The following is a 24050-nucleotide window of genomic DNA, read 5'->3' on the forward strand; positions in this document are numbered from 1 at the left end:
GCCGCGCGATGATCGGGCCGACACCGGCCGTCCACCACCGGGCGGCCCCCATCCGGGGAGGCGGACGCTTGGATCACGCGCGGACGGACCGGTTCCGTGTCCTGCTGCTGGCCATCGCGGTCGCGGGGCTGGCGGCGGGCATGGCGCTGCATCTGGGCGGGCGCGAAGGCATCGCGCAGGCGGTGTGGATCGCCGGGGTCCTGCCCGTGCTGGCCGGCCTGCTGGTCGAGATCCTCCGCAGCCTGCTGCGCGGCGAGGTCGGGCTGGACATCGTCGCCGCCCTGTCGATGTCGGCCGCGCTGATCTTCGGAGAGACGCTGGCGGCGGCGGTCGTGGCGGTGATGTATGCGGGCGGCACCTTCCTCGAGGGGTTCGCCGAGGGGCGGGCGCGGCGCGAGATGCGCTACCTGCTGTCGCGCGTGCCGCGCATGGCCACGCGCCACCAGGACGGCGGGCTGGAGGAGGTGCCGCTGGACGCCATCGCGCCGGGCGACAGGCTGCTGATCCGCCAGGGCGACGTGGTGCCGGTGGACGGGCGGATCGCCTCGGCCACGGCCTTTCTGGACATGGCCGCGCTGACCGGGGAATCGCTGCCCGTCCGCCTGGATCGCGACGCCGAGGCGTTGAGCGGCGCGACCAATGCGGGCGACGCCTTCGACCTGACCGCGACGCACGAGGCCCGCGACAGCACCTTTGCCGGCATCGTCCGGCTGGTCGAGGCCGCGCAGGCCTCCAAGGCGCCGATGGCGCGGCTGGCCGACCGCTGGTCGCTTCTGTTCCTGGCCCTGACCCTGGGCATCGCCGCGGCGGCCTGGTGGCTGACCGGCGATCCGATCCGCGCCGTGGCCGTGCTGGTGGTGGCGACGCCCTGCCCGCTGATCCTGGCCGTGCCGGTGGCGCTGGTCGCGGGCCTGTCGCGGGCCGCGCGCTTCGGCGTGCTGGTCAAGGGCGCCCGCCCGCTGGAGGCCATGGCGCGCGTTCATACCCTGATCCTGGACAAGACCGGCACGCTGACCGACGGACGGCCGCGCATCGTGCGCATCGACAGCGCCGAGGGGATGGGCGCGGACGACATCCTGCGCCTGGCCGCGGCCCTGGACCAGGCCTCGCGGCATCCCGTGGCGCAGGCCATCGTGACCGCCGCCCGCGAGCGGGCCTGACCCTGCCCCTGCCCGACGCGGTGGCCGAGATCCCCGGAGAGGGGGGTCACGGGCCTGATCGACGGGCAACCGGTGGTCGCCGGGGGCTGGGGCTTCGTGGCGGGGCGCGTGGGGCGGGCGGCGGATGCGCCGCCCGATCTGGCGGCGGGGGCTGTGATGGTGGCCGTGGGCGTCGGGGGGCGCATGGCGGGGCATCTGGTGATGTCCGATCCGCTGCGCGAGGGCGCGGGGCGGATGCTGAGCGTCCTCAGGGATCACGGGGTGCGGCGCATCCTGCTGGCCACCGGCGACCGCGCCGAGGTGGCCGAGCGCGTGACGCAGGGCCTGGGTCTCGACGGCATCCATGCCGGGCTGTCGCCCGACGACAAGGTGGCGCTGGTCCTGGCCGAACGCGCGGCGGGGCCGGTGATGATGGTCGGCGACGGCGTCAACGACGCCCCTGCCCTGGCGGCCGCCGACGTGGGCGTGGCCATGGGCGCGCGCGGCGCCGCCGCCAGCGCCGAGGCGGCCGATGTCGTGCTGCTGGTCGACCGCGTCGACCGCATCGCGCCCGGGATCGCCATCGCGCGGCGCGCGCGCCGCATCGCGCTGCAGAGCGTGGTCGCGGGGATCGGCCTGTCGGTCCTGGGCATGATCGCCGCCGCGACGGGCCACCTGACCCCGGTGCAGGGCGCGCTCCTGCAGGAGGCGATTGACGTGGCGGTGATCCTGAACGCCCTGCGCGCCCTGGGCGGCAGCCCGGCCCGGCCCGTCAGGCCGTGAACAGATGCCGGAAGGCGCCCGGCCGTCCGGCCACGTCCGTCAGCCGGACGCCGTCCAGCACCGTCATGAAGGCCTCGCGTGCCTGAGCGAAGACGGCGGGCAGGCCGCAGCCCTGCGCAAGGCGGCAGGTGCTGCAATCGACCAACGCCCCGTCGGCCTCGGTATGGCGGACAAGTTCTCCGATGGTGATCCGATCGGCGCGACGTGCCAGGCGCAGCCCGCCGTTCCGGCCGCGCACCGTCTCGACGAACCCGGCGCGTGCGAGGTCCTGGACGATCTTCATCAGGTGGTTCTGCGAGATGCCGTGCGCCTCGGCGATCTGGCGGATCGACGCAAGATCGCCCTCATGGGTCGCCAGATAGATCAGGGCACGCAGCGCGTAGTCCGTGTAACGGGTCAGTTTCATGCTGCGACAATATTGGCATTTCCCATGCACGGATAGCCGATCCATCCATGCATCACGGATGCTTGCTTCAAGGAGAAGCACGATGCCGCGCCCCCTGTCCACCGACACCATCGCAACCGTCAAGGCCACCGTCTCCGCGCTGGCGGCCGAGACGCGCGCCGCCGCCGAACGCCACGGCGACATGCGGGTCGAGACCTTCTACGAAACCGCCGACAGGGACGCCCATCCGGGCCGCATCCGCATGGACTGGCTGCGCGCGAACACGCACCTGGCCGAGGCCGACATCCATCTGTGCGGACCCCGCCCCTTCCTGCGCCATTTCGTGCAGGGGCTGCACGAGGCCGGGGTCCCCGCGGACCGCATCCGCTACGGGTTCTTCGGCCCCGCCGACGAGCCGCTTGCGGCCTGAGCCGAAAGGGCCGACCATGCGGGGCGCGCGGTCGGCCCATGCGCGCCGGGCACCGCCCGCCTGCCCCGCCGACAGGGGCGATCATCGGAAGGACGCTGCCCGTGAGAGAGGAAATCTGGTCGACGATCGTGGGCGAGTTCTCGGACATTCCGGACCTGTCGACCATCACCACTATCACGGTGCGGCTGACCATCGCCGCCCTGCTGGGCGGCATCCTGGGCTATGAGCGCGAGCACAAGCGGCGCAGCGCGGGCATCCGCACGCACATGCTGGTCGCGGTGGGTGCCGCCCTGTTCGTCATCGGCCCGCTGCAGAGCGGCATGTCGATCGGCGATCTGTCGCGCGTCCTGCAGGGCGTGGCGCAGGGCATCGGCTTTCTGGGCGCGGGGGCCATCATCATCCACGCCAGGCAGCGCGAGGTCGAGGGGCTGACGACCGCCGCCGGCATCTGGGCGACCGCGGCCATCGGCGTCATCGCGGGCCTGGGGCTGGAGGCGACCGCGATCCTGTCGACCGCGATCGTCCTGATCATCCTGGGCGCGGTCCCGATGATCCTGCCCAAGGCGGCGCGGACCGAGGACCGGGACTGAGGCGCGCTCAGTCCGGGATGCGCTGGCCCAGGACCGCGCGGGAGGCGGGCGGCTCCTCGCGGCGGGGTTCGGGGATCACGGCCTCCTCCTTGGTCATCACGGCGACGGCGTCGGCGGCGATGCGGTCCAGCAGGTCCAGCTCGCTGTCCTCGATCTCGCGCGGGGCGCGGTCCATCAGGCACAGCGCACCCAGCACGTGACCGTCCGCCGTGCGCAGGGGCGTTCCGACATAGAACCGCCCCTGCCACTGGCGCACCGCCGGGTTGTCGGAGAAGCGCGGATCACGATCCGTGTCGGGCACCACCAGTGTGTCGTCCATCGCCACGACATGATTGCACAGCGCATCGGCGCGCGGCATCCAGGTCATGCGCGGCTCGGTCTCGGTGCGCAGCCCGGGCAGGTCCATGCTCTGCCCCACGATGTATTCGGCATCCGCGTCGATGGCCGAGATGAAGGCAAAGCCCACGTCGAACACATCCGCCGCCCGCGCGGCCAGATCGTCCAGATCCTCGCGCGCGTGACCGTCGAGGACGGCGGTGCGGCGCAGCGCCTCCAGCCGCGCGGTCTCGTCCGCCGGGGGCGCGGGCGGGGCAAGGGCGGCGGCGCGTTCGTCCTGCATCAGCGACAGGCGGCGCACGGCCTCGTCCACGGACAGCACGATCCGGTCCACGCCAAGCGCCTCGGCTTGGTCCTCGGACGGGGCACCCTCGGGTGCGTTCCACAGGGCCAGCACGATGTGCAGGCCGGGCCAGCGGCGACGCAGGCGGCGCACGAAGCCGCGCACCGCCGCATCGGGGTCGCGGCTGAAATAGCCGATGCAGACCGTGTCCACCCGCTCCAGATCCAGCCCGTCGACATAGCGCGCGGTCACCGCGCCGGCGGGGCGCTGCGCGGCGGGAACGCCCGCCAGGCACAGCGCATGGACCAGCATCTCGGCCGCGATGGCATCGACCTGCCACTTGCCGCCGATGCAGACGGTGCGGACCGGACCCGAGGTCGGGGCGGGGTGATCCTCGCGCAGGTCGTCCAGCAGGCTGTCCATTCCCTCGACCACGCGCAGGCGGTGCTCGGCGCGGGCGACGGCGTGAAAGTCGTCGCTGGCCTGGCGCAGGACCTCCATGCCGGTCTCGTCATAGAATTCGGTCACGCCGGTCGCGCGGATCGCGTCGGAGGCGATGTCATAGGCCTCGTCGGGGTCGTCGGCGATCAGGCGCTGATAGATGCGCGTCGGCAGGTCCAGCGCGGGGGTCGACCCCAACAGCGTGTCGAAGAAGGCCAGCTGCGGCAGGTTGCGGCCCATGACCAGCAGGCAGACCGTCAGCGGCGTCGACAGGATCAGGCCGAGCGGCCCCCAGAGCGCCGTCCAGAAGGTCGCCGCCGCGATCAGCGACAGGGCCGACAGCCCCGTCGAGGTGCCGTAGAGCATCGGCTCGACGATGTTGTTGCTGACCAGCTCCAGCGCCACGATCAGCGCCAGCGCCATCAGCACCATCTCCCATCCCGGGTCGACCGCGAAGGCCAGGGCCAGCGGAAAGATCGCCGACAGCATCGGCCCGACATAGGGGATGAAGCGCATCACCGCCGCCAGCGTGCCCCACAGGATCCAGCCCGGCACGCCGATGGCCCAGAGCCCGAGCGCCATGGGAATGCCATAGGTGACGTTCACCACCAGCTGCATCAGCAGGTATTTCGAGATCCGCTTGCCCGCCTCCTCCAGCGCGTCGGTCGAGCGGTGCAGGTTGCCGCCCAGCAGGCGGATCAGCCGGTCGCGCAGATCGCCCCGGTCCAGCAGGACCAGAAAGACGAAGACCACGACGATGCCCAATGTCGCCAGCGGCGCCAGCGCCGGGGCCAGCCACGCCATCGCGGTCGCGAAGGGCGACGGCCCGTCCCCGATCACCGTGACCGGCAGAGGGTCGGCCACCGTTCCCGGCGCGTCCTGCAGGGCGGTGGCCAGCTGCTCCTGCACGGTGGCGATGGTCTGGAAGACGCCGTCGAACAGGCCCGGCCCCTCCATCGACTGGCCCAGGGTCGCGATCTTGGTGCGGATGGTGGACTGATAGGCGGGCAGCTCGGCACTCAGCACGCTGACCTGCGAGGCGATGAGCAGGCCCAGCCCCAAGAGCATCGCGATGACGGTCAGCATCACCACCGACACCGCCGCGATCTGCGGGACGCCGCGCCGCACCAAGATGCGCACCAGCGGGCTGAGCGCGAAGCTGACCAGGAAGGCGATGGCCAGCGGGATGAGGACCTCCTGCCCGAAGTAGAGGAGGCCGATGATCAGCGTCCCCGTCACCAGCCAGGCGGCCATGCGGACGATGTCGATCCCGGATGCGGGCAGGATGTCCGGGGCGGAGGCCCCGGAGGATGGCGGAAGCTGCTGCGATGTCATGACGGTCCCTCGAGGCATCCCGGATGGGGGTGCCGGTCAACCCGACACGGTCATGCGGGTTCCACCGGAGCGCGGATGTCGCCGCATCGCGGCGGGGATGAGAAAAGACGGGCGCCGCAGGGGCGCCCGTCGGGTCAGGACTGTGCGGTGCCGTCGCCGGCGCCGGATGTCACAGGAGGCCGCGATCGCGCAGCGGATCGGCGGTCAGCGGCGTGGTGGCGGTCTGCCCCGGCCCGGCGACGCGCAGGTTGTTCTGCACATGCTTGACGCCCGAGGCGCGCTCGGCCAGATCCTCGGCATGGCGCTTGGCAAAGCGGTCGGCGACGGTGCCGGTCAGGGTGACCTCGGCGTCCTGCACGCTGACCTCGACATCCGAGGCGTCCAGATGGCCGTCATCCATCAGACGCTCGCTGACGTCCTCCTTGATGCGCTCGTCCGAACGGACATAGCCCTTGGGGCCGACGCCGCGATGCTTGTCCATCTCGCGACGGCGCTCGGCATCCTTGTCGCCGAACCAAGATGCGACCTCGTCGCTGGCCTTGTCCAGGAAGCCGCGATCCTCGTCGGCGTCGCGACCGTAGGACCGGCCTGCGCCGTAGCCGCCGGCCGTGCCATAGGCATCATAAGAGCGGCCCGAACGTGGGTCCATGCCCATGCCCGGACGGCGTCCCGGCGCATCGTAGGAGCGGCCGTAGCCTGAGGCACGGTCGGCATCGCGGCCATAGCCCATGGCGTTGCGGTTCTCGCGCATCTCATCCATGTCGCGGCGGCGTTCGGCCTGATCGTCGCCAACCCAGGACCGGACCTCGTCGGCGGCCTTGTCGCTCCAGTCGCGCGATCCGCGGTCCATGTCGCGGTTCGCATAGCCCTGGCCGGGACGGCCGTTGCGGTCGTAATATTCGTTGGCCATGGTTCGCTCCTCCTAGAGCTGCGGGTGCGTCGCGGCACCTCATGACGGCAGAACCGCCCGCCCCCGCGCCACGTTCCGGCAACAAAGAGCAATCGGCGGGAAGTGGCGGATGCGGCACCGCCCGCCTCCCGACGACCCCGCGGAATGGAACCAAAGGCGGTCTCGCTGCGCAGCGGGTGGGGTGCATTGACGGCGTTGCCATCGACGGCGCAGCGGGCGACCCCGTACACGCGCAGGAGACGTCGGCGGTCGGACCACCGAGCGGCCAGCGGACCGTGATCGACCCGACCGCCGCGGCGAGGATGCCCGTTCCGGTCTTTCGCCACATGATGATGCGCTGCACGTTCTCAGGCGACCTGCACGTCATGATCGGGCCGTCCCGCCCGTAAGCCACGACGCAGTGCGTGGCAGCAGCGCCGCGACAGAGCGAGCGTCCGCAGCGAGCCGATCTCTCTGAGACGACGGTGCCTCTCCCGGCGCGAGGCCTGCCGGTCACGGCAGTCATGCGGTGCGTCGGCTCGTCGGCGGCAGAGGCCGACAGCGCCGCCACCGACATGACGCTGATCGCGTTCCCGGGCGCGATAGCGGGCGTGTCGGTATCGGCGGTGGCCGATGCGGAATCCTCTGTTTCGATAATGCGCAAAGAGGAGATCGAGACCCTGCCCCGCGCCGAAGCCGCCGTCCTGCGAAAGGCGCGGCACGAGGACATCCGGACGCTGCCCCATGCCCGTCATCATCACCGGCGGCATCCGTCCAAACGCATTCACGCCATCGGCGACCGCGGTGGTGGTCGCACCCTTTGCCAACGACGTCTCGACCGTGATCCACCACGCGCCAGCCTTCGTAACATGGCCACCCGCCATGACCCCATCGGCGAAATGTCCGATGTCCCGGGCCTGACGACATGGCAGGGCACCGCAGAGGCGATCAGGGTGCAGACTCATTGATCCCGATCCAGGATATAATGGTGGCCGCAAGGGCTGGGGCGGAAAGGAATGTCCTGGCGCAGCTGTGGTAACGGGTTGCGACCTCGCGGCAGTCCTTCAGCCGACCGACCATGATCTCGATCAGGATGCCGCGACGACAGGGCCGCCTGTCAAAGCGGACAGCTTTGCCGCGTTGTTTCCGGGCAGAATTGCAGGGGCGCGTCTCCATTTTTCAAAGCATCTCGAAAGCGGCCTGCGTCATGACCGTGATCGTCCAGTTGGCGGCAGGCAGTCGGTCCAGCAGGGTGGCGACTCCGCTATGGTCGTTGACCTGGCCCGCAGTCATGAAGACCGTCAGGCATCGGCGACGGCATGCGCCATGATGTCCAATCCCATCTTTCATGCGCCCCTGATGGTCGTCAGGGCGTACTTCTTCGTCCACAGGCTCTAGGCTCCAGACTCATTGAGTTTCACAGCCAGAACAAGACGGTTGCGGCGAGCATAATAGCTGAGAAGAACGTTTCCGGGCAGCGGTCATAACGGGTTGCGACGCGCCTCCAGTCCTTCAGACGCCCGAACATGATTTCGATGCGGTTACGCCTTTTGTAACGCCGCTTGTCGTATTTGACGACCTTCTTGCGGGACTTCCGTCCGGGGATGCAAACCTTTATCCCCTTGTCTTTCAACGCGTCTCTGAACCAATCAGCGTCGTAGCCCCTGTCGGCCAGAAGCCACCCAGCCTTCGGCAGGCTGCCCAGCAGCGCCGCCGCGCCGGTGTAATCGCTGACCTGGCCGGCCGACATGAAGAACCCGATCGGCCGCCCGTTGGCATCGGCGACAGCGTGCAACTTGGTGTTCATACCGCCTTTGGTGCGCCCGATCTGGCGCCCGCGCCCCCCTTTTTCACCCCAAGGCTTGAGGCCGTGCGGTGTGCCTTGAGATAGGTCGCGTCGATCATGATCGTCTTGTGCTCGGCGCTCTCGGCGGCAAGGCCGACCATGATCCGGGCAAAAACCCCGTTGTCGCTCCAGCGCTTCCAGCGGTTGTAGAGGGTTTTGGCCGGGCCGTATTCCTTCGGCGCGTCACACCACCGCAACCCATTGCGATTGATGAAAATTATGCCGCTGAGGACACGGCGATCATCGACGCGGGGCTTGCCATGGCTTTTGGGAAAGAACGGTTTCAGACGCTCCATCTGGGCGTCGCTCAGCCAGTAAAGATTACTCATCGATCAGGTCTCCTTGAGGAGCCTGAATCACGCGAAAAGCATGAAATCAATGGGTCTGGAGCCTAGGCTCCAGACTCATTGAGTTTCACAGCCAGAACAAGACGGTTGCGGCGAGCATAATAGCTGAGAAGAACGTTTCCGGGCAGCGGTCATAACGGGTTGCGACGCGCCTCCAGTCCTTCAGACGCCCGAACATGATTTCGATGCGGTTACGCCTTTTGTAACGCCGCTTGTCGTATTTGACGACCTTCTTGCGGGACTTCCGTCCGGGGATGCAAACCTTTATCCCCTTGTCTTTCAACGCGTCTCTGAACCAATCAGCGTCGTAGCCCCTGTCGGCCAGAAGCCACCCAGCCTTCGGCAGGCTGCCCAGCAGCGCCGCCGCGCCGGTGTAATCGCTGACCTGGCCGGCCGACATGAAGAACCCGATCGGCCGCCCGTTGGCATCGGCGACAGCGTGCAACTTGGTGTTCATACCGCCTTTGGTGCGCCCGATCTGGCGCCCGCGCCCCCCTTTTTCACCCCAAGGCTTGAGGCCGTGCGGTGTGCCTTGAGATAGGTCGCGTCGATCATGATCGTCTTGTGCTCGGCGCTCTCGGCGGCAAGGCCGACCATGATCCGGGCAAAAACCCCGTTGTCGCTCCAGCGCTTCCAGCGGTTGTAGAGGGTTTTGGCCGGGCCGTATTCCTTCGGCGCGTCACACCACCGCAACCCATTGCGATTGATGAAAATTATGCCGCTGAGGACACGGCGATCATCGACGCGGGGCTTGCCATGGCTTTTGGGAAAGAACGGTTTCAGACGCTCCATCTGGGCGTCGCTCAGCCAGTAAAGATTACTCATCGATCAGGTCTCCTTGAGGAGCCTGAATCACGCGAAAAGCATGAAATCAATGGGTCTGGAGCCTAAGCCGTCCGGAGTGCAGTGCCTTGGTTCCTCGGAAAAAACGGCTCTATCTGATCGGCTTTCAGTCAGAAGAGATTGCCCATCATAACCCCGGTCACTTCGAGAAATTAAATCAAGCATACCGGGCAGCCACGCCAAATAAATGAGCACTGACGCATAGCTTCCTGAATATCCCTCCGCCAATTCCGTATCGCGATGTGAACGGTTCATCTCCGGTGAAGGAAAAGACTTTCAACGCCATGCATCATTCGCCCGCAAGGCACCGACGCAGGTCCTTTACGTCGAAACCGAGATGCCCTTTCCTCGTATAAATGATCTCGGCGATCAGATGGCATATTGATTGACACTCCTTATTCGATGTAAACATTTGTTCAAATGTCATTCTGAATCGGGAAGCAATGCATGAATATCGACATCGACGCTCTCTCCCTCAAGGAACTGCGTGACCTGCGCATCAAGCTGGATCGCGCCATCGCCACCTTCGAGGACCGCAAGCGCCGCGAGGCCATGTCCGCGATCGAGGAGGCGGCGCGCAGTCACGGCTTCAACTTAGCCGAACTGACCGGAGCGAAGCCGCGCAAGACGGCCACCGTCGCGCCGAAATATGCCAATCCCGACGACGCGTCCATGACCTGGACCGGCCGCGGCCGCAAGCCGCGTTGGGTCCAGGAGCAGCTGGACGCGGGCAAGTCGCTGGACGACATGCTGATCTGATCGGCGGCAGCACCCGCCCCCGGCGCATGCGTGGGGGCGGGGCAGCGGGTCGCAGGCGTCGCGCGGAACGACCGCCATGCCGGGGCGTTGGCTGACAAGATCAGCGCAACGCGGAATTCCCATGCAAGACCTCCTTCAGGACCCCATCGCCATCGTGACCGGCGCCGATTCCGGCATCGGCCGCGCCGCAGCCCAGGCCCTCGCGCGCGACGGCCATGACGTGGTCATCACCTACCGCTCGGATCGCGACGGGGCCGAGGAGACAGCGGCGATGGTCCGCAAGGCGGGCCGCCGCGCCCGAATCCTCGCCTGCGATCAGACCCGACCGGCGGATATCGACGCGCTCTTTGCCGATCTGGACGGCGACGGGGCGGTTGCGCGGGTTCTGGTCAACAATGCCGGCAAGGATGCCAGCGGCACCCGCGTGGTCGAGATGGCCGACGACGACTGGCTCTCCACCATCGCGACCGACCTGACCGGTCCGTTCCTGCTGTCGCGGGCCTTTGCGCGTCGGGCGATCGAGGCGGGCAAGCGCGGGCGGATCGTCAATGTCAGCTCGATCCATCAGGAGACGCCGCGCATCGGATCGGCCGCCTATGACGCGGCCAAGGGCGGGGTGCGGATGCTGACCCGAACGCTGGCGCTGGAGCTGGCGGGTCAGGGGATCACCGTGAACGCCGTGGCCCCTGGCATGATCCTGACCCCGATGAACCAGGAGGCGCAGGACGATGCAAAGACGCGCCGCATGATGGAGGAGAACATCCCCTTGGGCCGCGCCGGTCGCCCGGAGGAGGTCGCGGGGCTGATCGCCTTCCTGGTCTCGGATGCCGGGGCCTATGTCACCGGGCAGAGCCTTTTCATCGACGGCGGCCTGTCGATCAATCTGGGTCAGGGCGCCTGATGGCCCGCGACGATGCGGGGTTTCTGCCCCTGTCCGATTACGCGGCGCTTGGCGACGGGCGGGCGGTGGCGCTGTCGGGGGTGGACGGGGGCATCGACTGGTGGTGCGTGCCGAACATGGACAGCCCGCCGCTGTTCGACCGCCTGCTGATCGGTCAAGACGCGCTTGAAAACGGCGCGCGGGCCGGGCATTTCACCATCGCGCCGCAGGGCGACTTCACCGCCACGCGCCGCTATCGTCCCGACAGCAACGTGCTGGAGACTCGCTTCGTCACGCCATCGGGCATCGCCCTGCTGACCGAGAGCCTGAACAGCGGCACCGCCGGACGCCTGCCCTGGGCCGAACTCGCCCGCCGGGTCGAAGTGCTGGAGGGAGAGGTCACCTTCGACATCACGCTGCAGCTGGGGCATCGCGCCGGATCGCGCAGCCCCTACATGGCCTGCAGCGGACCCTATGAGACCTTCCATGTCGGATCGGTGCTGGGGTTGTTCCTGCATGGCGACGGCGTCCGGGTCACGATGCGCGAGGACGACGCCATCCACGCCACGCTGTCGCTGGCGGCGGGCGGGCGCGAGGTGCTGGCCATCGTCGCGGGCGCGAACGAGCCGCTGGTCGTGCCCGACCTGGACCAGATCGACGCGCGGATCAACCTGTCGGACCGCGAATGGCGCGACTGGTGCGCCGGGATCGAGACCGGCCCCCAGGATCGCGACTTCCTGCTGCGCCAGGTGCTGGCGCTGAAGCTGCTGCTCTATGCGCCCAGTGGCGCGATCGCGGCGGCGGCGACGACCTCGCTGCCGGAGCGGATCGGGGGCGACAAGAACTACGACTACCGCTTTGCCTGGGTGCGCGATGCGGGCTACGTGATCACGTCCTTCCTGCGCTTGGGCATGATGGCCGAGGCCAAGGCGGCGCTGACCTGGCTGCTGAACCAGCTCTGTGCGCATGGCGCCCGCGTCTGCTTCGCGCTGGACGGCGGGGTCGAGGAGGAGATGGAGGAGGTCCCCGTCCCCGGCTATCGCGGGTCGCGCCCGGTCCTGTCGGGCAACCGCGCCGCGCGGCAGCATCAGCACGGCACCTATGGCGACATCTTCGAGACGGTCCACGACTTCGTCGAGGCCGGCGGGCTGATCGACGGGCGCAGCGCGCGCACGCTGTCGATGCTGGCCGACGACTGCGCCGACCGCTGGAAGGAGAAGGATGCCGGCATCTGGGAACTGCCCGATCAGCAGCACTACACCATGTCCAAGATCAGCTGCTGGCAGGCCCTGAACCGCGCCGTGCAGCTGGCCGATGCAGGGCATCTGCCCACCACCTGCCGCGACCGCTGGAGCCGCGAGCGCGACCGCATCGCCGACTGGATCGACGCGCGCTGCTGGGACGAGGGGATCGGCGCCTATGTCATGCATCCCGGCACCACGCGGCTGGATGCGGCGCTGATCCTGGCGGTGCGCTTCGGCTTCGACCGCCCCGAGCGGCTGCGGCGCACGCTGGACGCGATCCAGGCGCGCTTGGGTGCCGGGGGGCATCTGCACTACCGCTATACCGGTATGGACCGCGAGGAGGGGTGCTTTCTGGCCTGCTCCTTCTGGATGGTCGAGGCGCGGGCTCTGATGGGGCAGCATGACGCGGCGCGGGTGCTGATGGAGGGGCTGCGCGGGCGCATCGACGCCGCACCGGGCATCCTGCCCGAGATGATCGACCCCGACAGCGGCGAATGGCTGGGCAACATGCCCCAGGGCCTCAGCCATCTGGCCGCGCTGCAGGCCTGCCTGGCGCTGCAGCGGGTCTGACGGCGTCGCCCGTAACCGGGCATGACCGTCATTGGTCGGCTGCGGTCCGTGACATGGGGTTGATCAGCGGCTCGATGCCGATCAGCACTTGGCGCATCGGTGTCGCGCCTGCCGAGACCAGGCCGTGGTGACAGATGGCGGGTCGAGGCGGTGTAGCGGCTCAGGCAGTTCAACGTCTGACCCGCCGCAACGACCCCATGCGTGCGATCAGGAGTATTCCATTCTGAGCAGAACGATGGTTCAGGCCCCCGCGCCCTTTCGGCGCTTGGACAGCGAAGATGAGGCGCTCGTGGAGTGCAGGGTCATCGTCCAATAACACATCTCATGCCAAGCTGGTCTCTGTCGCCGGTAACCAGCGCGCACCACGATCAGCCCGATCTGTGGCCGCCTTCCGTTAATGCGCCCTGTCTTGACACGATCCATCATGGAGCGCCCGCGGTCGGCCAGGCCCACAGGCGACCGCGGGGCCGACCGAGACGTCACGCGCCATCCTGCAGCCCGGGCTGCGCGGCCTCGACGAAGCGGCGGGTGCGCTCGGGGCAGACCGGGTTCCACCAGACTCCGCCCTCCTTGAGAGAGGAGGCCACGATCACGCCGTTGGTGCGGCCCAGGATCGCCACGATGTTCTCGGCCGTCACGCCGGACCCCACCAGCAGCGGCAGATGCGTGGCGCCGCCGATCTCGTCGATCTCCTCCAGCGTGGCGCTGTCGCCGGTGCGCTGGCCCGTCGCGATGATGCAGTCGCTGTCGAAGAAGGCCAGGTCGCGGGTCAGCTCCGGGATCGAGCGGTCGGCCACGATGGCGTGGCTGCCGTGCTTGACATGCGCGTCGGTGAAGATGCGCACCCGCTCGGCCCGCAGCAGGGACCGGTATCGCAGCGCCTCGGCCGCGCGGCCCTCCATGAAGCCCTCGTTCGCGACATAGGCGTTGGCCCATTGGTTCACGCGGATGAAGTCGGCGCCCCCCGCGACGGCCGTCGCCAGCGCCGGAAGCGGCGCGTTGGCCAGCACGTTGATGCCGACGGGCAGGCCGAAGGCGCGCCGGATGCGGTCGGTCACCACCGCCAGGAAGGCGGGGGTCTCGGGGCCGATATCCTCGGGCTTGGAGAAGGGGATGTCGCCGTGGTTCTCGACGATCAGCCCGTGCATTCCCCCTTGCGCCAGCCGTTCGGCATCGCGCATGCAGGCGTCGTAGATGTCATCCATCGACGCGCCGCGATACCGGGGCGCGCCGGGAAAGGCGGGGCAATGGATCATGCCGATCAGGGCCTTGTCGCGCCCGAAGATGTCGCGGATGGCCCCGGCGGGGCGGTCGGAGATCTGTGTCATGGGGTGCCCTTTCTGAACGGCGGAGAACGGCGATGAAGGCTTTCGTGATCGGCAACGCGGCCCTGGATGAGACGCTGTCGGTCGAGGACCTGCCCCGGCCCGGCGCGTCCATCTTCGGCCGCGCGCTGTCGCAGGATCTGGGGGGCAAGGGGGTGAACCAGGCGGTGGCCATGGCCCGCACGGGGCTGGCCTGCCGGCTGGTCGCGGCGGTGGGCGACGATCCGCGGGGGCGCGAGATCGCGGCGCGCCTGATGGGCGAGCCGGTGGCGGCGCGGCTGATCGTGCTGCCCGGCGTGGCGACCGACAGCTCGATCATCCTGATGGCCGGGCATGGCGAGAATGCGGTCATCACCACCCGCGCCGCGGCCGCGGCCCTGACCCCCGATCACGCGACCGATGCGCTGGCCGAGGCCGCGCCGGGCGATCTTCTGGTGCTGCAGGGCAATCTGGGGGCGCAGGCCACGGGGGCGGCGCTGCGTGCGGCCCGTGCGCGCCGCATGCGCATCGCTCTGAACCCCTCGCCCCTGCAGGATTACGTGGCCGACCTGTGGCCGCTGGTCGATTGCGCCTTCGTGAATGAGGACGAGACCGCGGCCCTGGGAGGAGCCAAGCGCCTGCTGTCCCAGGGCGTGGCCGAGGTCGTGCTGACACTCGGCGCGCGCGGCGCGGCGCTGGTCCGGGCAGGCGGGCGCATCGACGTGCCCGCCGCCCCCGCGACCGTGCTGGACACGACCGGGGCGGGCGACTGCTTCATGGCGGTGGCGCTGGCCTCCGCCGCGATGCGGGGCGTGGCGCTGGACGCGCGCGCGCTGCGCCACGGCGCGCGGGCCGCGGCCTGGACGGTCGGGCACGCGGGCACGGTCCGCGCCTTTCCCGACATGGCCGCGATGCGCGCGATCCTGGCCGGAGACTGATCCGCTCACCGCGCGACCAGCCAGCCGAAGAGGTTCCTCCACAGCGTCGCGTAGCCCGGCCAGGCGCAGAACTCCGGCGACAGCCAATGCGGTCCCACATCGGACGTCCAGGCCGCCGTCCGCCCCTGACCATGACCGCCCAGCACCAGCAGCGGGTGGCCGCCCTGATCCTCGGGCAGGCGCGCCACGACGGTGGCGCCATCGCGGACCATCACCTCGTTCACGCCCAGGATCGGCGGCCAGGCCGCGGGCATGCCCGCCATCACGGCATGATCCGGCAGCAGGATCTCGGCCTGCGCGCCTTCGGGGATCTCGACGCGGTCGTCCCAGGGGTGGCAGGTGACGGGCAGCGTGTCCTCGACCGCGGTGCCCCGCCAACGCGCCCGCCCGTCGATGCCCTGGAACGAGAAATACCCCCCGATCATCAGCAGGTTGCCCCCCTGGGCGACCCACTCCTTCAAAAGCCGCAGCCGGTTCGGCACGGTCTTGGACCGCAGCCAGACATCGGGCGGCAGAAGGAAGGTGTTCGCGCCGATGTCGGACAGGATGATGATGTCATAGGGCGCCAGCCCCTCCATCGCGAAGGGGAACCCTTCGGCGGCGTCATGGGCGGTCATGTAGTCGATCTGGAAATCGCTGTCCTTCATCGCCTCCAGCAGCGGCGTGGCCCCGGTGTGGAACCGGACTGAGCCGAACTGGTCGAAGCCCTTGTAATGCGTTTCCGAGGTGGTCCAGCTTTCGCCCACCAGAAGCACGCGGGTTGTCATGGGTCGTTCCTTTCGCGGATGTCAGAAGGTGGCGTCGAAGACGCGGCGCGGGTTGGTCACCATCAGCCGGTCGCGGTCGGAGGCCGACAGGCCGTGGCGCATCAGGCGCGGCAGGAAATGGCGGGTGACGAAGGCGTATCCGTTGCCGCCGTAACGCGTCAGCATCATCTTGATGAACACGTCCTGCGACAGCAGGATGCGGTCCAGGAACCCCTGTTCGGCCAGGCCCAGGATGGCGCGGGCCACTTGGTCGTCGGACGGGCACTGCACCCCCTGATCGGCATAGAAGAAATCCATGCCGATCATGTCGAATTCGACAAAGGCACCGCGCTGCGCCAGCGTCGCCTGATAGACCGGATCGTCATGCGAGGGGTTCATATGGCACAGCACGGTGTGGCGCAGATCCCCGCCCTCGGATTCGACGACGTCCAGCACCCGGTGCCCAAGCCGGAACCAGCCCGGCAGATGCACCATCAGCGGCAGCCCGGTGCGCGCCTGCGCCCGCGCCGCGCCACGGAGCGACTTCTCCTCCTCGGCCGTGAAATCGGACGACACGCCGATCTCTCCGATCAGGCCGATGCGGGCATCGGTGCCGTCGGTGCCGGTCAGCGCCTCGGCCACGATCTCATCGGCGATGGCGTCGATGGAGAGGCGCGCCACCGTGTCCGGCATGGAGCTGGCCAGGTAATAGCCCGCGCCCATCACGATGTTGAGCCCGGTTTCCCTGGCGATCCGGCGCAGGGTCGCGGGGTCGCGCCCGATGCCGCGGCAGGTCGGGTCCACCACGCTGCGCCCGCCCGCGGCGGTGAAGGCGCGCAGCTCCGCGATCGCTAGGTCGGGGTCGTCCAGCGCGATGTTGTGGCGGTTCACGAAGGGGTCCTGACGCAGTTCGGACAGGATCTCGATGCCGACGGGGCTGTCGGCCAGATATTGCCGTGCCGGGTCCGTGGGCGCGTTCCACCAGCAGCGACAGTCGTTCTGCAGATGCTCGTGCATCAGCGTGTGGCCAAGATCGGCCGAGGGGATCGGGCCGGTGACGGTCATCACCTGGCCCGACCGGACGTGGCAGGGGGACAGCTCGCTCATCCGCGCGCCCTCCCGAAGCGGAAGCCCCGGTCGAACAGCCTGGTGTTCAGCCAGATGGCGATCAGGATGATCGCGCCCGTCACGATCTGCGTGAAAAAGGGAGAGATGTGCAGCAGGATCAGCCCGTTGCCGATCACCGCGATGGTCATGGTGCCCAGCACCGTGCCCAGCATCGAGGCCTTGCCGCCCATCAGCGACGTCCCGCCCAGCACCACCGCGGCGATCACCTGCAGCTCGAACCCCTGCGCGGCGTTCGACGACCCAGAGCCGAGCCGCGCGGCGATCAGCATCCCCGCCACGGCGGAGGCCAGCCCCGCCACCACATAGACCGAGGCCAGCACGCGTTTCGCGGGCATGCCCACGCGGCGCGCGGCCTCCATGTTCGAGCCCACCGCGACGACCTGGCGGCCGTATTGCGTGCGCAGCATCACGATGAAGCCCAGGGCGGCGATCAGCAGCGCGACGATCGCCGGAACCGGAACCCCTGCCAGCGTGCCGCGCCCCAGCCACAGGAAGCCGGGCACCCCGTTGACCGGGATCGAATAGCCCTCGGTCAGATAGAGCGCGACCCCGCGCAGGATCGACAGGCCCGCCAGCGTCACGATGAAGGCCGGGATGCCCTGATAGGCGATGAACCAGCCCTGCGCCGCGCCGACCCCCGCGCCCAGGGCCAGCATCAGCAGCACCACGACCGGCCAGGGCAGGCCCGCGCCGATGGCGATGGCGCAGACCGCGTTGACCAGCGCCACCTGCGATCCGACCGACAGGTCGATCCCCGCGGTGGTGATGACCAGCGTCATGGCCACCGCCACGATCAGGATGGGCGCGGCCTGCCGCAGCACATTGAGCAGGTTGCCCGAGGTCAGGAAGGTCGAACTGGCCATCCCGAAGACCGCCATGCACAGCAGGAAGAACAGCGCGATGGACAGGACCTGCGCATGCTCGCCCACGAAATCGGCCAGGGGCGATCCGGCCTTGCGTTCGGTATAGACGGACATCAATGGCCTCCCTTGCCGACGATCAGGTCGACCAGTTCCTGAAGGGTGGTGTCGGGGGTCCGGCGTTCGGCGACCTTGGTGCCCTCGTACATGACGGCGATGCGGTCGCAGACGTGGAACAGATCCTGCATCCGGTGCGTGACCAGCACGACCGCGACGCCGCGCGCCTTGACCCGGTTGATCAGGGCCAGCACGGCCTCGACCTCCGCCACGGCCAGGGCCGAGGTGGGTTCGTCCATGATCAGCACCTTGGGGTCGAAGCTGGCGGCGCGGGCGATGGCGATGGCCTGGCGCTGGCCGCCCGACAGCTTCTCCACCTTGGCGGTCAGGCGCGGGATGCGGATCTCCAGCGCGGCCAGCATCCTCTGCGCCTCGGCCAGCATGCGGGGCTGGTCCAGGAACGGCCCGCGCCGCAGCTCTCGGCCGAGGAACAGGTTGCCCACCACATCGACGTGATCGCACAGCGCCAGGTCCTGATAGACCATCTCGATCCGCTCGGCGCGGGCCTCGGAGGGGGTCGCGAAGCGGACCGGCCGTCCCTCCAGCAGGATCTGCCCGCCATCGGGGACATAGGTGCCGGACATGACCTTGGAGAGGGTCGACTTGCCCGCCGCATTGTCGCCGATCAGGCCGATGCATTCGCCCGCGCGGATGTCCAGATCGACCCCGCGCAGCGCCTGGTGAGAGCCGAAGGTCTTGGTGATGCCCCGCAGCGACAGGACGGCGGGGCCGGGCGCATCGGCGGGGGAGACCTCCCCCCGCCGGGCCGCGGTCGAAGGCGCGGCTGCCATCACTGGAAGGCCGCGCGATAGGGTTCGACATTCTCCTGCGTCACGATGGTGACCGGGACCGAGATCACCGGCTCGACCGTGCCGCCATCGGCCAGCGTGCCCAGGGCCTCGACCGCGGCGGCACCCATGCCGGCCGGGTCCTGCTGGATCACCGCCTTGACATAGCCCGCGTCGATCCCGGCGATGGCCTGCGCCGTCAGGTCCCAGCCATAGACCGCGACATCGGCCTGCCGCCCCTGGCTCTCGACCGCGGCGATGGCGCCCAGCAGGGCCGGTTCGCCCGTGGCATAGATCGCGGTCAGGTCGGGATTGGCGGTGATCAGGTTCTCGGCCGCACCCAGGGCGGTGTCCTGCACGTTCTGGCCGTCCACCGTGCCCGCGACGGTGACCTTGGCCGCGTCCAGCGCGCCCTCGAACCCGTCCTTGCGCACGTTCTGGATGAACGAGTTCAGCGCCCCCACGATGCCCAGCTTGGTCGCATCCGCCGCGCCGTTCACCACCGCCGCCAGGTCCGCCCCGGCCTGGGCGTTGTCCACGCCGATCTGCGAGGATTGCGGCCCTTCGGGCAGGATCGCGTCGATGGCCACCACCGGGATGCCCGCATCGACCGCCTGCTGGACCGCGGGCATGATGCCGTTCACGTCGATGGCCACGACGGCGATGCCGTCCACGCCCTCCTGGATGTAGGTCTCGATGGCGCTGTTCTGCGCCGCGGGGTCGTTGTTGGCATTGAAGATCAGCAGTTCGGCGCCCGCGGCATCGGCCGCCTCCTGCGCGCCACGGTTCATGTCGTTGAAGAACAGGGCCTGCTGGTTGATCTGGACCAGCGCGAAGGTCCGGCCATCCTGCGCCAGCGCGGGCAGGGCGGCGGCGATCAGGCCGGCGGTCGTCAGCGCACCAAGGGCGCGGCGGGTACGGGTCGTCATCTTCAGTCCTCGCTGTTACGGTTGGGGTCGAAGGCGCGGATCGGCGGCGCGACGGAGGCGCGCTCGATCAGCGTGACATCCAGCAGCACCTCTGGCGGGTGCCTTTCAGGATCGGTCCCGTCCAGGGACAGCAGCAGCTCCAGCGCCTGCTGTCCCAGCTCGCGGACGGGTTGGCGCACGGCCGTGACGGCCGGCGCGAAAAGATGCAGCGGCCCGACATCGTCGAAGCCGATGACCGAGACCTCGTGCGGAATGGCGACGCCCGCCCCCGCCAGGACCTCGTAGAGCCCGATCACCAGCTCGTCCGAGGTGGCGAAGATCGCGGTCGGCCGGGTGTCGGCGGGCCGGGCCAGCCACGCGCGGCCGGCCTCGCGCCCGGCCTCGATGGTGTAATGGCCCTGCAGGCGGTCGATGCGGCGGGGGCCGGGGGTCTCGGCCATGCCGGCGGCAAAGCCCAGATGGCGATGGGCGCCGCTGACCATCCGCTCGATCCCGCCCACGAACATCACGTGGCGATGGCCCTGGGCGCAGAGATGCCGCGCCGCCAGCAGCCCGCCCCGGAAGTTGTCGCAGAAGATCCGCGGCGCACCGGCGCCGGGCACGTCCTCGTCCACGATCACGCAGCGGGGCAGGCGGTTGATCCGGTCGGCCAGCGCGCGGCTGCCCTCGTGGTTGGTGATGAAGATCAGCCCGTCGGCATGGCCCGTCCGCACCAGGTCCAGATAGGACAGCTCGCGTTCGGGGCGGTTCAGCGTGGCGTAAAGCGCCAGCGACAGGCCGCGCGCGGAGGCGGCCTCCTCGACCGCACCCACCATCGTGGCGAAGAACGGCGTCGAGATGTCCGGCACGATCAGCGCGATCGTGTCCGACCGCCCCAGGCTCAGGCGGCGGGCATGCGGGTTCGGGCGATAGTCCAGCGCCTTGATGGCCGTGTCGATCGCCCCCGCCGTCCGCTCCGGCAGCTCCAGAGAGCCGTTCAGGTATCGCGACACGGTGGCCTTGGAGACCCCGGCGGCCGTGGCGACATCCTGAAGATTGGCCATGAGCATCCCCCATCGGCGGCGCCGATAAAGCGGTTTAGTAAACTGGTTTATAAGCTCACGATGCGGTGATTCGCGGATTCTGGCAAGCGGCATCTGCATGGCCGCGCGGCGCTGCCCGGAAACAGGGCGGAGGTGGGGTCGTCGCCGCCCCTTGACGCGGGCGGACGGGCGGTGATTGCTGCGACGTGACGCAAGGAGGACGGATGGCGCGGCGGTTTCTGCATGTGGTGGACTGGCTGGACCGGCGGACCTCGGGCGTGGGCCTGGTCACGGGCGCGCTGTTCGTCGCCGGGTCTCTGACCCCCAGCCTGATCCCCCGCAGCCCCGAGATCCAGGGCATCCTGGCGGGGTTCTGCTTTGCCGCGGGATACGGGCTGATGGTTCTGGCGGGCGGGCTGTGGCGCTACATGCAGCTGCCGCAGGCCAGCGACCGGCAGGCGCGGCTTCTGGTGCCGCTGATGGGGGCGGCGGCGCTGGTCATCGTGACGCTGTTCCTGATCCGCTCGGCCCAGTGGCAGAACGACATCCGCGCGGTCATGACGCTGCCTCCCTCCGAAGGCTCGGCGCCCCTGGTCGTGGCGGGACTGGGCACGGCGGTGGCCGCCGCCCTGCTGATCGTGGGCAAGCTGCTGGCCGCGGCGGGGCGCCAGATCAGCCGCCGCATCGCGCAGGTCCTGCCGCCCCGGCAGGCGCGGGTGCTGGGCGCGCTGGTCACGGTCTTCGTGGCCTGGCAGCTGTTCAGCGGCGTGCTGCTGCGCAATGTCGTGGCCAGCGTCGATGCCTCGGCGCAGGCGCTGGACGACCTGATCCCCGCCGATCAGGTCGCGCCGACGCGGGCCTGGCAGACGGGCAGCCCGCAATCGCTGGTCGCCTGGCAGGACCTGGGCCGCGAAGGTCGCATCTTCGTCGGCGACACCCCGGACCCCGCGGCGATCAGCGCCGTGACCGGCCTGCCCGCACGGCAGCCGCTGCGCGTCTATGTCGGGCTGAATGCCGCCGACAGCCTGACCGCCCGCGCCGATCTGGCCGTGGCCGAGCTCGAGCGCGCGGGCGGGTTCGACCGCGCGGCCCTGGTCGTGGCCATGCCGACCGGCACCGGCTGGATGGACCCCGCCGCCATGGAGCCCTTGGAGCATCTGAACCACGGCGACGTGGCCACCGTCGCGATGCAGTATTCCTATCTTCAAAGCTGGATCTCGCTTCTGGTGCAGCCCGAACAGTCGGCCGAGGCGGGCCGGGCGCTCTTCGGCGCCGTCCACCGCCGCTGGCAGCAGCTGCCGGCCGAGACGCGGCCGCGGCTCTATCTCTACGGCCTCAGCCTCGGGGCGCACAGCTCGCAGCAGTCGCTGCGCCTGCACGAGATGCTGGACCGGCCCATCGACGGCGCGCTGTGGGTCGGGCCACCCTTCGTCAGCCCCCTGTGGCAGAGCCTGACGGCGGAACGCGACCCCGGCTCTCCGGCCTGGCTGCCGCGGCTGACGACCGGAGAGGCGGTGCGCTTCACCGACGGGCGGCAGGTGCTGCGCGACGGCGGCCCCTGGGGGCAGGTGCGCATCGTCTATCTGCAATACGGCAGCGACCCCATCGTGTTCTTCCGCCCCGACAGCGCGATCCGGCCGCCCGACTGGCTGGACCACCCCCGCGCGCCCGAGGTGTCGGACGATCTGCGCTGGTATCCGGTCATCACCCAACTGCAGCTGGCCTTCGACATGGCCATCGCGCTGGAGGTCCCGATGGGCCACGGGCATGTCTATGCCCCCGCCGATCATATCGAGGCCTGGCTGGCCGTGACCGATCCGCCCGATTGGACGCCGGAGCGTCTGGCCCGGCTGCGGGCGCATTTCCTGGCCCGGCAGGCGCAGACGATGCCCTGACGGGTTATCCACAATTTCTGGGGACAGTTCCGGGGGAAGTCGCGGATCAGCGCGTCGGATCAACGACTTGCAGGACGCCGAAATCGGGCGCGTCATCGGGCAGGACCAGCAGGTAGCGGGTGGAGCGGCCGCCCTCGGGGCCGCGGCGCAGGATGCCCGCCGCCTCCAGCTCGGCCAGATCGCGGGTGGCCGTCGCCGCCGACACACCCGCGATGCGCGCATAGGGCGCGGCCGAGATCCCCTGCGCCACCCGGCCCGGCCCTTCGGCGAACAGGCGGCGCAGCACCGCCTCGGCTCGCGCCGGCATGGCGTGGCGCAGGAAGAAGGCGTTGCGGCGCACCAGAAAGCGCGCATCCCCCACCGCCGCATCGACCCCCGCGATCAGCCGCTCCAGGAACCACAGCACGAAGGGGGTCGCGTCGATCACCCCGCCCGCCACCCGCCGCCCCGCCTGCAGCGCCGCGTAATAGCCGCGCTTGTCCGCCTCGATCTGGCGCGAGAGCGAGAAGGGCAGCGCCGCCTCGCGCGCGAAAACATGCTCGACCAGCGCGCGGCCAAGCCGGCCGTTGCCGTCCGAGAAGGGGTGGATCGATTCGAACCACAGATGCGCGATGGCCGCGCGGATCGGCAGGGGGCGGCGATCGGCCTCCAGCGCGGTCAGAAAGTCGTCCATCATCGCCGGCACCCGGTCGGGCGGCGGCGCGGCATAGAGGACATCCTCGCGCCCGGCGGCATTGCTGCGGGTGATGACCATGTCGAAGCGCCGCCAGCGGCCCTTGTCCTCGACCTCGATGCCGTGGAACAGCAGGCGGTGCCAGTGCCACAGCGTCCCGGCCCGCATCGGACCGTCTCCCGCCCGAGCCTGCAGCATCAGGTCGGCAATGGCGTCGCTGCGCCGCTGCGGCTCTGCCCCGCGATGCGCCAGCGACGCCACGACCGAGGCCTGGACCTGCGCCGCGGGCAGGCTGGCCCCCTCGATCGCGAAGGAGGCGACGGCCTCCATCGTCACGGCGCGCAGGAAGGCCTCGCGCCGCTCGTCGGGGGTCAGCGCGGCCTGCAGCCCGGCGATGGCGCCGAGCCGCGCCGAAAACGCCGCCAGCGGCCCTTCGGTGCGCGCGGCATCATGGGTGAAGTTCGGCCAGGCCGGATCGGTCCACAGGGTCATGCGGCGATCATGCACCCGCTTTCCCCTCAGGGAAAGCCCATTCATGAGGGGAATGACG

General features: G+C 69.4%; 21 protein-coding genes and 1 pseudogene. 9 read left to right on the forward strand and 13 right to left on the reverse strand.

Translation table 11 applies throughout. From position 1 onward, the window contains the following. Positions 1-8 precede the first annotated feature (8 nt). Positions 9-1922, forward strand: a pseudogene (locus AACG61_RS19615) (heavy metal translocating P-type ATPase). Here AACG61_RS19615 and AACG61_RS19620 read toward each other — a convergent pair. Then, complete coding sequence (locus AACG61_RS19620) at positions 1912-2328, reverse strand: RrF2 family transcriptional regulator (RefSeq protein WP_411840440.1); 417 nt, start codon at positions 2326-2328, stop codon at positions 1912-1914. The pseudogene AACG61_RS19615 and the gene AACG61_RS19620 sit on opposite strands and share 11 nt — an antisense overlap. An 82-nt stretch (positions 2329-2410) precedes the next feature. On the opposite strand from AACG61_RS19620, the gene AACG61_RS19625 reads away from it, so the two are divergent. After that, the gene (locus tag AACG61_RS19625) at positions 2411-2737 is read left to right on the forward strand and encodes a hypothetical protein (RefSeq protein ID WP_411840441.1); all 327 of its coding nucleotides are present in this window, start codon (positions 2411-2413) and stop codon (positions 2735-2737) included. A 101-nt stretch (positions 2738-2838) separates the two neighbouring features. After that, entirely contained in the window at positions 2839-3327 is a 489-nt protein-coding gene (locus tag AACG61_RS19630; RefSeq protein WP_411840442.1) for an MgtC/SapB family protein, read from the forward strand. A 7-nt stretch (positions 3328-3334) separates the two neighbouring features. Here AACG61_RS19630 and AACG61_RS19635 read toward each other — a convergent pair whose 3' ends face one another. Beyond that, positions 3335-5722 carry an AI-2E family transporter gene (locus tag AACG61_RS19635; RefSeq protein WP_411840443.1) on the reverse strand — a complete coding sequence of 796 codons (2388 nt, stop codon included), beginning with the start codon at positions 5720-5722 and terminating at the stop codon, positions 3335-3337. 169 nt (positions 5723-5891) lie between these two features. Continuing rightward, the gene (locus AACG61_RS19640; protein ID WP_411840444.1) at positions 5892-6632 is read right to left on the reverse strand and encodes a BON domain-containing protein; all 741 of its coding nucleotides are present in this window, start codon (positions 6630-6632) and stop codon (positions 5892-5894) included. Positions 6633-7186: 554 nt separating this feature from the next. Here AACG61_RS19640 and AACG61_RS19645 point away from each other — a divergent pair. Next, positions 7187-7579: a hypothetical protein gene (locus AACG61_RS19645; RefSeq protein ID WP_411840445.1), complete on the forward strand. Its 393-nt coding sequence runs from the start codon at positions 7187-7189 to the stop codon at positions 7577-7579. Positions 7580-8028: 449 nt separating this feature from the next. On the opposite strand, the gene AACG61_RS19650 is transcribed toward AACG61_RS19645, so the two are convergent. Further along, a protein-coding gene (locus AACG61_RS19650) for an IS5-like element ISPaes2 family transposase (protein WP_411836744.1) occupies positions 8029-8786 on the reverse strand; the annotation gives its coding sequence in 2 pieces (ribosomal slippage) (positions 8029-8462 and positions 8462-8786; 759 coding nt in all). A gap of 85 nt (positions 8787-8871) precedes the next feature. Beyond that, a protein-coding gene (locus tag AACG61_RS19655; protein WP_411836744.1) for an IS5-like element ISPaes2 family transposase occupies positions 8872-9629 on the reverse strand; the annotation gives its coding sequence in 2 pieces (ribosomal slippage) (positions 8872-9305 and positions 9305-9629; 759 coding nt in all). A gap of 465 nt (positions 9630-10094) precedes the next feature. On the opposite strand from AACG61_RS19655, the gene AACG61_RS19660 reads away from it, so the two are divergent. The 3 genes from AACG61_RS19660 (at position 10095) to AACG61_RS19670 (ending at position 13100) form a co-directional block, all read left to right on the forward strand. Next, the gene (locus AACG61_RS19660) at positions 10095-10406 is read left to right on the forward strand and encodes an H-NS family nucleoid-associated regulatory protein (protein ID WP_411840446.1); all 312 of its coding nucleotides are present in this window, start codon (positions 10095-10097) and stop codon (positions 10404-10406) included. A 121-nt stretch (positions 10407-10527) separates the two neighbouring features. Further along, positions 10528-11307, forward strand: a complete 780-nt coding sequence (locus tag AACG61_RS19665) for an SDR family oxidoreductase (RefSeq protein ID WP_411840447.1) — start codon at positions 10528-10530, stop codon at positions 11305-11307. Further along, on the forward strand, positions 11307-13100 hold the full coding sequence (locus AACG61_RS19670; RefSeq protein ID WP_411840448.1) for a glycoside hydrolase family 15 protein: 1794 nt from the start codon (positions 11307-11309) through the stop codon (positions 13098-13100). Before AACG61_RS19665 ends, AACG61_RS19670 begins: the two co-directional genes overlap by 1 nt. 479 nt (positions 13101-13579) lie before the next feature. Here the strand turns inward: AACG61_RS19670 and AACG61_RS19675 are convergent, their stop codons facing one another. Continuing rightward, on the reverse strand, positions 13580-14428 hold the full coding sequence (locus AACG61_RS19675; protein ID WP_411840449.1) for a BtpA/SgcQ family protein: 849 nt from the start codon (positions 14426-14428) through the stop codon (positions 13580-13582). A gap of 32 nt (positions 14429-14460) precedes the next feature. On the opposite strand from AACG61_RS19675, the gene AACG61_RS19680 reads away from it, so the two are divergent. After that, entirely contained in the window at positions 14461-15342 is an 882-nt protein-coding gene (locus AACG61_RS19680) for a PfkB family carbohydrate kinase (RefSeq protein WP_411840450.1), read from the forward strand. A 5-nt stretch (positions 15343-15347) separates the two neighbouring features. Here AACG61_RS19680 and AACG61_RS19685 read toward each other — a convergent pair whose 3' ends face one another. The 6 genes from AACG61_RS19685 to AACG61_RS19710 are packed head-to-tail and all read right to left on the reverse strand — an operon-like array spanning position 15348 to position 20953. Beyond that, positions 15348-16109 (reverse strand): glutamine amidotransferase, encoded by a 762-nt coding sequence (locus AACG61_RS19685; protein WP_411840451.1) that lies wholly within the window; start codon positions 16107-16109, stop codon positions 15348-15350. 21 nt (positions 16110-16130) lie between these two features. After that, positions 16131-17195 (reverse strand): phosphotriesterase, encoded by a 1065-nt coding sequence (locus AACG61_RS19690; protein ID WP_411840452.1) that lies wholly within the window; start codon positions 17193-17195, stop codon positions 16131-16133. After that, a complete protein-coding gene (locus AACG61_RS19695; protein ID WP_411840454.1) occupies positions 17192-18193 on the reverse strand; it encodes an ABC transporter permease in 1002 nt (333 codons plus the stop codon). Before AACG61_RS19695 ends, AACG61_RS19690 begins: the two co-directional genes overlap by 4 nt. Next, positions 18193-18984, reverse strand: coding sequence for an ATP-binding cassette domain-containing protein (locus tag AACG61_RS19700; RefSeq protein ID WP_411840456.1), 792 nt, complete (start codon positions 18982-18984; stop codon positions 18193-18195). The genes AACG61_RS19695 and AACG61_RS19700 overlap by 1 nt, the downstream gene beginning before the upstream one ends. Then, positions 18984-19910, reverse strand: a complete 927-nt coding sequence (locus AACG61_RS19705) for a substrate-binding domain-containing protein (RefSeq protein ID WP_411840457.1) — start codon at positions 19908-19910, stop codon at positions 18984-18986. The genes AACG61_RS19700 and AACG61_RS19705 overlap by 1 nt, the downstream gene beginning before the upstream one ends. A 2-nt stretch (positions 19911-19912) precedes the next feature. After that, the gene (locus AACG61_RS19710) at positions 19913-20953 is read right to left on the reverse strand and encodes a LacI family DNA-binding transcriptional regulator (RefSeq protein ID WP_411840458.1); all 1041 of its coding nucleotides are present in this window, start codon (positions 20951-20953) and stop codon (positions 19913-19915) included. A gap of 203 nt (positions 20954-21156) precedes the next feature. On the opposite strand from AACG61_RS19710, the gene AACG61_RS19715 reads away from it, so the two are divergent. Continuing rightward, positions 21157-22827, forward strand: coding sequence for an alpha/beta hydrolase (locus AACG61_RS19715; RefSeq protein ID WP_411840459.1), 1671 nt, complete (start codon positions 21157-21159; stop codon positions 22825-22827). A gap of 46 nt (positions 22828-22873) precedes the next feature. Here the strand turns inward: AACG61_RS19715 and AACG61_RS19720 are convergent, their stop codons facing one another. Next, positions 22874-23992, reverse strand: coding sequence for a Fic family protein (locus tag AACG61_RS19720; protein WP_411840460.1), 1119 nt, complete (start codon positions 23990-23992; stop codon positions 22874-22876). Between the last annotated feature and the right edge of the window lie 58 nt (positions 23993-24050).

Origin of the sequence: Paracoccus sp. ME4 (genome assembly GCF_046736325.1) — a bacterium.
In the GTDB taxonomy this organism is placed as follows: Bacteria; Pseudomonadota; Alphaproteobacteria; order Rhodobacterales; family Rhodobacteraceae; genus Paracoccus.